We start from the raw sequence: 11,041 nt of genomic DNA, 5'->3' as shown, positions 1-11,041 counted from the left end.
CCCAGCTCACCGGCGGCCGTCCCGAGGACGCCGAGGCCGCGCTGCTGGCCGAGTGGGAGGGCACCGCCGCCCCCCTCGGCGAGCGCACCCTGCTCGGTCTGCTCGACGCGGCCGTCCCCGGCGCCGACCCCGCCCGGACCGCCGTCGCGGCCCCCGACACCACCCTCACCTTCGCCGAACTCGACACCGCCGCGGCCTCGGTCACCGCCCGCCTGCGGGAACAGGGCGTCGGACCCGGCGACCGTGTCGTCGTCCTCGGCGAGCGCTCCGCCGTCACCGTCGCCGCCTTCCTGGGCGTGCTGCGCGCCGGAGCCGTGTACGTCCCGCTCGACCCGGCCCACCCCGCATCCTGGCTGCGCCGCCTCTCCGTCTCCGTGGACGCGGCCCTCGCCGTCGCCCCCAAGGGCTCCGCCGCCCTGCGCGGCCTCTCCGGCACCCTGCCCACCCTCGAACTCGAGGCGTCCGCCGCGTCCGCCGCCTCCGCCGAGCCGCACCCGGTTGCGACCGGCGACCCGGCGTACGTCATCTTCACCTCCGGCTCCACCGGTACCCCCCGCCCCGTCGTCGTCGAACACGGCAGCGCCGCCCACCTCTTCGACGCCCTCGAAGCAACCGTGTACGCGGACGCCCCCGAGGACCTCACGGTCGCCGTCAACGCCTCCTTCGGTTTCGACGCCTCCATGAAGCAGCTCGTGCAGCTCGCCGCAGGCCGCTCCCTGTGCCTGGTCTCCGAGGAGACCAGGCGAGACGTGCCGGCGCTGCTGCGCGAGCTGGCCGACCGGGGCGCCGACGTGCTCGACTGCACCCCTTCCCACCTGCGGCTCGTCCTCGACCACCGGGAGAGCGGCCAGCGCCTGCCCGGCCTGCTGCTGATCGGCGGCGAGCCGGTCGACGCCGAGCTGTGGCAACGGGTGGCCGCGCTGGAGGGCGTACGCGCCGTCAACGTCTACGGGCCCACCGAGTGCACCGTCGACGTCACCGCCGCCCCCGTCACCCCGGACACCGAGCCCTCCATCGGTCGCCCGCTGCCCGGCTTCCGGGTCCGTGTGCTGGACGAGGAGGGGCGGCCCGTGCCGCCGGGCATCCCCGGTGAACTCTTCGTCACCGGCCCGCAGGTGGCACGCTGCTACTGGGGCGACCCGGAGGCCACCGCCGCCCGCTTCACCACAGTCGACGGCGTACGCGGCTACCGCACCGGCGACCGGGTGCGCTTCCTGCCCGACGGACGCCTCGCCCACCTCGGCCGCGCCGACGAACAACTCAAGATCAACGGCTACCGGGCCGAGCCCGCCGAGATCGGCGCCGTGCTCGCCCAGCATCCCGCCGTCGCCCAGGCGGTCGCCGACTGGCGGGTGGACGAGACGGGCGGCCCCGGCTCCCTCGTCGGCTACGCCGTGCCCCGCCGCGCCACCGGACGCGCGCTGAACGTCGAGGACATCGCCGGGATCAACCCGCACGAGACCCGCTACCTCTTCGACGAGATCTTCGTCCAGCAGACCTATCTGCGCGGTGGGATCACCTTGCGCGAGGACGCGGTCGTCGTCGACGTCGGTGCCAACATCGGCATGTTCTCGCTCCTCGTGGACCGGGCCTGCCCCGGCGCCCGCATCCTCGCCTTCGAGCCGCTGCCCGAGGCCCACGCCCGCCTCACGGAGAACCTCCGCCACCGCACCGGGCCCACCGACATCTTCGACTTCGGCCTCTCCGACCGCGAACAGTCGGCCGCGTTCACCGTCTACCCCGGTTACTCCATGATGTCCGGTCAGGCCGAGTACGCCGACCCCGAGGCCGAGATCGCGCTCGTCCAGACCTTCCTGGAGAACCGGCGCGACGACGAACTCCTCGGCGAGGTGTCCGAGATCCTCGCCGACCGCTTCACCCCGCACGAGGAACAGGCCCGGCTGCGCCGGCTCTCCGACGTGCTCACCGAGACCGGGATCGACCGGATCGACCTGTTGAAGATCGACGTACAGCGCGCCGAGTGGGACGTGCTGCGCGGCTTGGACGACGCGCACCTGGCCGGGGTTCAGCAGATCGCCATGGAGGTCCACGACGACACCGGCGCCGCCCCGCACGGACGGCTCGCCGAGATCGCCGGCCACCTGCGCGGGCACGGTTTCGAGGTGTTCTGGGAACAGGACGAACTCCTCGAGGGAACCGACCGGTTCACGCTGTGCGCGGTCCGCCCCGAGTACCGGGACGACCCCCGCCCGGCCGCCGAACCGCCCGTCGCCGTGCCGGACGCGGCTCTCCTGCGCCAGTGGCTCGCCCAGCGGCTCCCCGAACCCCTCGTCCCGGCCACGGTGGTCCTGCTGGACGCCCTGCCGCTCACCGTCAACGGCAAGGTCGACCGGGCCGCGTTGCCCGCGCCCGAGCGGCCCCGCACCACGGCCCGGCCCACCACCGCCACCGAACGCGCCCTCATCGCCATCTGGGAGGAGGTGCTCGGCCGGGCGGGAATCGGAGCCGACGACAACTTCTTCGCCGTCGGCGGCGACTCCATCCGTGCCATCAGGATGCGCGCCGCCGCCGTCAAGGCGGGCCTGTCCTTCCCGTTGCGGGACGTGTTCCGCAACCAGACCGTACGAGCCCTGGCGGCCGGCATAGAGGGCACCCGCGCCGCTGAACCGGCCGCCGGAGCACCGTTCGCCCTGCTCGCCCCGCCCGACCGGGCGCTGGTCCCCGCCGGGGTGAGTGACGCCTACCCGCTCACCGCCCTCCAGCTCGGCATGGTCTACCTCGGCGAACTCTCCGAGGGCGACGGGCACGCGTACCACGTCGTCACCGTCGACACCGTCGAAGGCCCCTGGGCTCCGGAGGCCCTCGCTCTTGCCGCCGAGGACCTGACGGCGGCCCACGACATCCTGCGCACCTCCTTCGACCTGGCCGCCTTCAGCCGCCCGATGCAGCTCGTGCACGAGCGGGCCACCGTGCCGGTGCGCACCGAGGACCTCACAGGCCTGCCCGAGGAGGAACGGGAGCGCAGGGTGCGGGAGATCGTGGACACGGAGAAGGCCACCCCGTTCGACTGGCGCGCCCCCATGCTGCGCCTGCACGCCCTGCGCACCGGCGAGCACACCTACGCGCTGGTGCAGACCCATTTCCACGGCGTGCTGGACGGCCTCAGCCTGCACCTGATGACCAGCGAACTGCTGGCCCGCCTCGACCACCACCACACCGGCACCCCGGCCCCCGACGCCGGTCCCGTGCTGCCCTACCGGTACCACGTCGAGGCCGAACTCGCCGCCCGCGAGGACACCGGCACCCGCGCCTTCTGGCGCGACACCCTGGCCGGGGTCAGCCCGCTCCGGCTCGCCGGGGAACGCGTCCCCGTCATCGGTACCTCTCGCGCGCTGGAGCCCTCCGGGGCCACCGCCCAAGTCCTGGACGAGGCCGCGCGGCGGGCCGGGGTGCCGGTGAAGTCGCTGCTGCTCGCCGCGCACGTCCGCGCGCTGGCCGCTGCCTTCGGCACCGACGGCTCGGGCGACGTCGTCACCGGCCTGGTGGTCAGCGCCCGCCCCGCCGAGGAGGGCGGCGACCGCACCCTGGGCCTGTTCCTCAACACTCTCCCGGTCCGCACCGACCCCGGTGCGCCCGGTCTGGCCGGCCGGCTCTGGGAGTACGAGCAGTCCCTCATGGGCCACCACCTGCTGCCGCTCGCCGACATCCAGCAACTGGCGGCAGCGGGAGCCCTGTTCGACTCCTTCTTCAACTTCACCCGCTTCGGCGGTATCGCCCCCGCCACGGACGGCTCCCGCGTGGTCTCCGAGCACGACGACACCGTCGACGTCGGGTTCGCCCTCGCCTCCAACGCCGACCTCGGCCCCGCGGGAACACGGCTCGTCGTGCAGTACGACGCCGCCGCCCTGCCCGCCGAGCGGATCGACGCCTACGCCGAGCGGCTGTGCGCCGAGGTCGAGGCGCTGGCCGCGCACCGGGACGACAGCACGGAGGACGCCCGATGACCATCGTTCCGCGCCACACCCGCCGCCGCACCCCCGCCGCCGCGCCCGAGGACGCCAACGGTCCCGACCGGCCGCTGTCCCTGTCGCAGCAGCAGCTCTGGTTCATGGACCGGGTGCAGCCCGGTGGTTCGCTCTACAATCTGCCCGTCGTGCTGCGGCTGCGCGGCGCCCTCGACATCGGGGTGCTCCAGCGCTGCCTGCGCGAGATCGTCACCCGGCACGAGGTGCTGCGCACCCGCTTCCCCGACCGCGACGGTGTGCCCGTGGCCGTCACCCTGGCCGGCGCCCATGTGCCGCTGCCCGTGCACGACCTGTCCGCAACCCCGGCCGACGAGCGCGAGGACCTGCTCCGCAAGCTCGTCAGTGAGGAGACCCACGCACCCTTCGACCTGGCGGAGGGCCCCGTCGTGCGGGCCGCCCTGGTGCGCGCCGGGGCCACCGACCACGTTCTGGTGCTCACCTTCCACCACATCGTCTTCGACGGCTCCTCCTGCGGGGTCCTCCTCGCCGAGCTGGGCGAGCTGTACACCGCGTACACCGAGGGCCGCGAACCCGGACTGCCTACGCTGACCCTGCAGTACGCCGACTACGCCGAGCGCAGCCGCACCACCGACGTCACCGGGCAACTGCGCTTCTGGCAGGAGCGGTTCGCCACCCCGCCACCCACCCTCCAGCTGCCCGCCGACCGCCCCAGGCCCGCCGTGCAGAGCTACCAGGGCGCCGCTGCCCCCTTCGAGGTGGGCCCGGAACTCACGGCAGCGGTGGAGCGGCTGGCGGAGGAGGAGGGTGTCACCCCGTTCGCCGTCATGCTGTCCGCCTTCTTCGTGCTGCTCGCCCGCTACACCGGCCAGCACGACCTGGCCGTCGGCGTGCCCGTCGTCCGGCGTCCGGAACCCGACCTCGACCCGCTGATCGGCTGCTTCGTCAACACCCTGGCGATCCGTGCCGACGTGGACCCGGCTGCCGGGTTCCGCCCGCTGCTCGCACAGGTCGCCGAGTCGGTGTACGCGGCCTTCGAGAACATGGAGGTCCAGTTCGACGACGTGGTCCGGGTGGTCGAGCCCGAGCGCGACCCCAGCTACTCGCCACTGGTGCAGGCCAGCTTCGGCATGCTCGCCGCCGGGCAGACCGGCGAGCTGACCCTGCCGGGGCTCACCGCGGAACTGCTGGAGGACGAGCGGCTCACCTCCAAGTTCGACCTGAGCCTCGACCTCATCCAGAAGGGCGACGGCTTCCAGGGCGAACTGGAGTACGCCACCGACCTGTTCGATGCGGCCACCATGCGCCGGGCCGCCGGGCACTGGCTGCGCCTCCTGGCCGAGCTGGTCGCCGCGCCCGACGCCCCCGTGGCCACCGTGCCCCTGCTCACTCCCGAGGAGGAGCACCGCCAGCTGCGCGCCTGGAACGACACCGCCTTCCCGGTCGGCGAAGAACCCACCATGCACGCCCTGTTCGAGGCCCAGGCCGCCCGCACCCCGGACGCGCCCGCCGTGGTCAAGGGCGACGACCGGCTGACCTACGCGGAACTCGACCGCCGCGCCAACCGGCTCGCCCACCTGCTCCGCCGGCGCGGGGTGCGCGCCGAGACCCCGGTCGGCGTCTGCATGGAACGCGGGGTGGACACCGTCGTCGCCTTCCTCGGCGTGCTCAAGTCGGGCGGGGTGTACGTACCGCTCGACCCCGAGTATCCCCGCGAGCGGCTGGAGTACATGCTGGCGCACGCGGCCGTGCCTCTGGTCGTGACCACCACCGACACCCTGCGCGACCTGCCCCCGGTTCAGGGCGCGCTGCTGCTCGACGAGGAGGCCGGGTCGCTGGCCGGGCTGCCCGACACCGCCCCGGACACCGAGGTCGCCCCGGACAATCTGTCCTGCATGTTCTACACCTCGGGCTCCACCGGGACCCCGAAGTGCGCCATGGTCACGCACGCCAACTACGTGAACTACTTCCGCTTCTGGGAGTCCGCCTACCTGGGCGGCCACCCGATGCGCTCGCACCTGCAGATGACCAGCTTCGCCTTCGACATCTTCATCGCCGACGCCACCCGCGCCCTGTTCAGCGGGGCCAAGCTGGTCGTCGTACCGCACGAGACGGTGATGTCACCGCCGGACCTGTACCGGCTGATGGTGGCCGAGGGCGTCAACAGCGCCGAGTTCATCACTCCCATCCTGGCCGCGCTGGTCGACCACTTGGAGGAGACCGGCGCCGACCTGGCCTTCCTGGACCTGCTCGTCGCCGGCAGCGACATCTGGTACGCCCGGGACTACATGCGGGTGCGCGCCCTGTGCCGCCCCGACACCCAGATCGTCGCCGCCTACGGCCTCAGCGAGACCGCGATCGACAACGCCACCCTGGCCCGCGCTGAGGTCCCCGAGGTCATCGAAGGCATCGTCCCGATCGGCCGCCCCACTGGCAACAACCAGGTGTACGTCCTCAACGACCGCCTCCAGCCGCAGCCCGTCGGCGTCCCCGGCGAGCTGTACGTCGGCGGGGCCGGCGTCGGCCGCGGTTACCACCGGGACCCGGCGCGCACCGCCCAGCGCTATCTGCCCGACCCGTTCTCCGCCGAGCCCGGCGCCCGGCTGTACCGGTCCGGCGACCTCGCCCGGTACCGGCCGGACGGGGTCCTGGAGATCCTCGGCCGGATCGACAACCAGGTGAAGGTCAACGGCTTCCGTATCGAGCTGGGCGAGATCGAGTCCGTGCTGCGCGCCCACCCGGACGTGGACAATGCCGTCGTCGTCGTGCACACCGCCGGCGGCACCGGGGAGACCCGCCTCGTCGGCTACGTCACGTTCGTCTCCGCCGCCCGGCCCGACCTCACCCCGTACCTGGTCGACCGGCTGCCCGCCTACATGCTGCCCTCGGTGCTCGTCACCCTGGACGAGATGCCGCTGAACGCCAACGGCAAGATCAACCGGCGCGCGCTGCCCGAACCCGCCTCCGTCTTTGGACGCGGCGCCGCGTCCGCAGGCGCGCCCCGCACGCCGGTCGAGGAACTCCTCGCCGGGATCTGGGCCGAGGTGCTGGGGCTCACCGAGGTCGGCAGGTCGGACAACTTCTTCGCCCTGGGCGGAAGTTCGCTGCTGATGACCCAGGTCGTCTCCCGGATGCGCCGGGTGCTCGGCCGTGAGGTGCCCCTGCGCACCCTCTACCAGCATCCGACCGTGGCCGCCCTCGCCGCCGAGCTGGGCCGTGCGGGCGACGGCCGCGCGGAGCACCCCGTCACGCCGGTCCCGCGCGATCCGGCCGGGCATCCGCTGTCCTACGCGCAGGACCAGCTCTGGTTCCTCGACCGGCTCGGCGAGGGCGACGTCAGCTACAACGTCCCCGAGGCTTTCCGGCTGCGCGGCCCGCTGGACACCGAGGCCCTCGCCGCCGCCCTGCAGGCGCTGGCCGACCGGCACGAGGCGCTGCGCACCGTGTACGTACGCGGCACTGGCGGACGTCCCGTACAGATCGTGCGGGACTCGGTGAGCGTGCCGCTGACGTCGGCCGACCTGTCCGGGCTGGACGACACCACCCGCGACGCCGCCGTACGCGAGCTGATCCGCGCCGACGAACTGCGCCCCTTCGACCTGGAGCACGGCCCGCTGATCCGGGCCGCGCTCGTCACCACCGGCACGGACGAGCACCTGCTGCTGCTGAACCAGCACCACATCGCCACCGACGGCTGGTCCTCGGGCCTGCTGCTGCGCGAACTCTCCGAGTTGTACACCGCGCACACCGAGGGTCGCCCGGCCGGTCTCGCCCCACTGACCCTCCAGTACGCCGACTTCGCGGTCTGGCAGCGCGCCTGGCTCGACGGCGACGAGGGCCGGGCGGGTCTCGCGCACTGGCGGGAGCGTTTGGCCGGCGCCCCCGAGACCACCAACCTGCCGCTGGACCGGCCCCGCACCCCCGCCGTCACCCGCGCGGGGGCCTCCGTCGCCTTCACCGTCCCCGACGAGGTGTACGGCGCTTTGCGTGCCTACGGCCGGGAACGCGGCGCCACCCTGTTCATGACCCTGCTCGCCGCCTTCGACCTGCTCCTCGCCCGCGCGGGCGGCGACCCGGAAATCGTCGTCGGGACCCCAGCCTCGGGCCGCACCCGGGTCGAACTCGAGCCGGTGCTCGGCTTCTTCACCAACGTGCTCGCGCTGCGCGTCCGGGTCGACGACGATCCCGTCTTCGGCGACCTGCTCACCCGCGTGCGCGACACCGCGCTCGACGGCTACGCCCATCAGGACGTGCCCTTCGAGCGGGTGGTGGAGGAGCTGCGCCCGCGCCGCGACCTCGGCCACAACCCAGTCTTCCAGGTGGTGTTCTCCCTGGACGACGCGGGCGCCGAGGCCCTCGAGCTCCCCGGCGTCACCGCCGAGGAGCTGCGGCCCGCCCACAGCACCGCCAAGTTCGATCTGGAGCTGATGCTGGAACAGCGGGACGGCACGCTGGGCGGCACCTTCACCTACCGGACGGACCTGTTCGACAAGGCCACCGTCGACACCCTGTGCGCGGGCTGGCTGCGCCTGCTCGGCCGGCTCGCGGCGGACACCGGGCGCCGGATCTCGGCGTACGAACTGCCGGAACTGGGCGCTCTCGGCACGGCACCCGAGGCCCCGGCACCGCACGCGCCCGCTCCGGCATCGGGTCCGTCCGGGCCGGACGGGGTGCTGCTGGGCCGGGTACTGGGCGCGCTGTGGGCCGAGGTGCTGCTCACGGACGCGCCCCCGGCCCCGGAGGACGACTTCTTCGTCCTCGGCGGCCACTCGCTGCTGGTCACCCAGGTCACGTACGGCATCGAGGACCTGCTCGGCCTCACCGTGCCGGTGCGGGCGCTCTTCGAGAATCCGACGCTGGCCGCCTTCACCGCCGAGGTGGGGCGGCGTGCCGCCGGAGAGGGCGGCGCCGAGGCGTTCACGGCGCGGCTGCGCGCCCTGGCCGAACAGATCTGACCGCCGCACCGGGCGGCGCACCACGGGGTACGACGGGGGAGGAGCACACGGTGATCGCGGAAATGTTTCGGGACCGGGCGGCCAGGACGCCCGGCGCCCTGGCCGTGAGTGACGGCACGACGAGGCTGACGTATGGCGAACTCGCCTCACGGTCGGAGGAGTTCGCGCTCGGGCTGGCCGGGCTGGGCGTGCGCCGGGGAGACCTGGTCGGGCTGCTCGGCGGCCGCTCGGTGGCCGGGGTGACCGCGCTCGTCGGTACGGTGCTGGCCGGGGCCGCTTACCTCCCGCTCAACCCCGGCTGGCCCGCTGCCCGGCTGCGGTGGATCACCGAGCACGCCCGGCCGAGGCTCGTCGTGGGTCCGCCGGGCGCGGGGGTGTCGGTCGCCGAGGTGAGGGCGGCGGCCCGTACCGCTGCGGCGGTCGCGGATGCCGGTGGAACACCTCCGGCCTACGTCATGTTCACCTCGGGAAGCACAGGCGTCCCCAAGGGGGTCGTCGTCGAACAGCGGGGCGTGGTGCGGCTGGTCCGCGCCCCGGAGCACCCCTGGCTGCCGGCCGGGACGCGGGCCGCCCACGGTGCCGCCCCGGAGTTCGACGCGGCCACGCTCGAGGTGTGGGGCACGCTGCTGAACGGGGGTTCGCTGCACATCGCCGATGCGGAGACCATGGCCCGCCCGGCCGCGTACGCGCGGTTCCTGCGCCGGGAGCGGATCGGCTTCGCCTGGCTGACGGCGCCCCTGTTCCACCGCATGGCCGACCACGATCCTGCCATGTTCACGGGCCTGCACACCCTGATGACCGGCGGCGACGTCGTCTCGGCGGGACAGGCGGGGCGGGTGCTCGCGCACTGTCCGGGGCTGGCGCTCTACAACGGTTACGGGCCCACCGAGAACACCGTCTTCACCACCGTGCACCGGATCACCGCCCCCGTCCCGGACCCGGTGCCCATCGGCCGCGCCGTCGCGGGCACCGAACTGTACGTGTGTGACCAGGCCGGGCGGCCGGTGCCGGACGGTACCGAGGGTGAACTGTGGGTGGGCGGTGCCGGGGTGGCCCGCGGCTACCTCGGGGACCCGGAGCTTACGGCCGCCCGCTTCCCCGGCGGCCGCTACCGCACCGGCGACCTGGTCACCCGCGATCCGGACGGTGTGGTCCGTTTTCACGGGCGCGCCGACCAGCAGGTCAAGATCCTGGGCAACCTGGTGGAGCCCGCCGAGGTGACCGCCGCCCTGCTCGCCCTGTCCGCCGTACGCCAGGCCCACACGGTCGCCGTGCGCGACGAGGCGGGGGAGGCCCGGCTGAGCGCGTACGCGGTCACCGACACGGACCCCGGCGCCCTGCGCACCGCGCTCGCGGAGCGGCTGCCCCGCTACCTGCTCCCGGCCCACCTCACCGTCCTCGACCGGCTGCCGCTGAAGGCCAGCGGCAAGGTCGACACCGCCCGGCTGCCCGCACCCCGCACGCACGACGGCACTCCCGCGCCGGACGAGCTGACCGGGCTGTGGGCCCAGGTGCTCGGGCAGGACCCGGCGGCGATCGGCCCGGACAGCGACTTCTTCGCCCTCGGCGGCGACTCCGTACGACTCGGAGCGCTGCTCGACCGGATCGAGGCCCGGCTCGGCCGGCGGCTCGGCTTCCGCCAGGTGTACGCGGTGCCCACCCCGGCCGGGATGCGCGCCCTGCTGGCGCACGCCGGGGAGGCCACCGCACCGGTACCGCGCGCCGGCGGTCGCACCGGCCCGGCGCATCCCGCCCAGCGTGGGCTGTACGCGCTCTGGCATGCGGACCCGGACTCGGTCGCGTACAACATCCCCGTGCGGCTGGACTTCGGCGCGCCCGTGGACCCGGAGCGGCTCCAGGCGGCCCTGAACACCCTGCTGGACCGGCACGAGGCGCTGCGCACACGGCTGACCGCCGACGGGGACGGCATCCAGCAGGAGGTCGTCGACGACGTCACCGTCCGCCTCGAAACGGACGCCGGCGAAGGCGGGTTCGTGCGCCCCTTCGACCTCGCCGCGCCCCCGTTGCTCCGGGCCCGTCTCGCCGGCGACCGGCGGCTCCTGCTCGATCTGCACCACGTCGTCGCGGACGGCGTCTCGGTGCGCGTCCTCGTCCGGGAGTTGCTCGGGCTGCTCGCCGGGC

The 11,041-nt window shown here is 73.8% G+C and carries 3 protein-coding genes; all 3 read left to right on the top strand.

What is annotated here, in order from left to right; translation table 11 throughout:
- The coding region (locus tag GT030_RS12585) for an amino acid adenylation domain-containing protein (protein ID WP_161201182.1) at positions 1–3,965 on the top strand (3,965 nt) is incomplete at its 5' end.
- Positions 3,962–8,899, top strand: a complete 4,938-nt coding sequence (locus GT030_RS12580; protein WP_161201181.1) for a non-ribosomal peptide synthetase — start codon at positions 3,962–3,964, stop codon at positions 8,897–8,899. The genes GT030_RS12585 and GT030_RS12580, both read left to right, overlap by 4 nt.
- A 50-nt stretch (positions 8,900–8,949) precedes the next feature.
- A partial coding sequence (locus GT030_RS12575; RefSeq protein WP_161201180.1) for a non-ribosomal peptide synthetase occupies positions 8,950–11,041 on the top strand: 2,092 nt, incomplete at its 3' end.

The sequence above is a fragment of the Streptomyces sp. SID1328 genome (assembly GCF_009865595.1).
Classification (GTDB): domain Bacteria; phylum Actinomycetota; class Actinomycetes; order Streptomycetales; family Streptomycetaceae; genus Streptomyces; species Streptomyces griseoluteus.
Note: the sequence above shows the minus strand (reverse complement) of the source record. Positions and strands in the feature narration are given on the sequence as shown.

Bases quoted from the DNA above. Each gene is read 5' to 3' on its own strand.
- GT030_RS12580 (WP_161201181.1), top strand. From the start codon at position 3,962: ATGACCATCGTTCCGCGCCACACCCGCCGCCGCACCCCCGCCGCCGCG.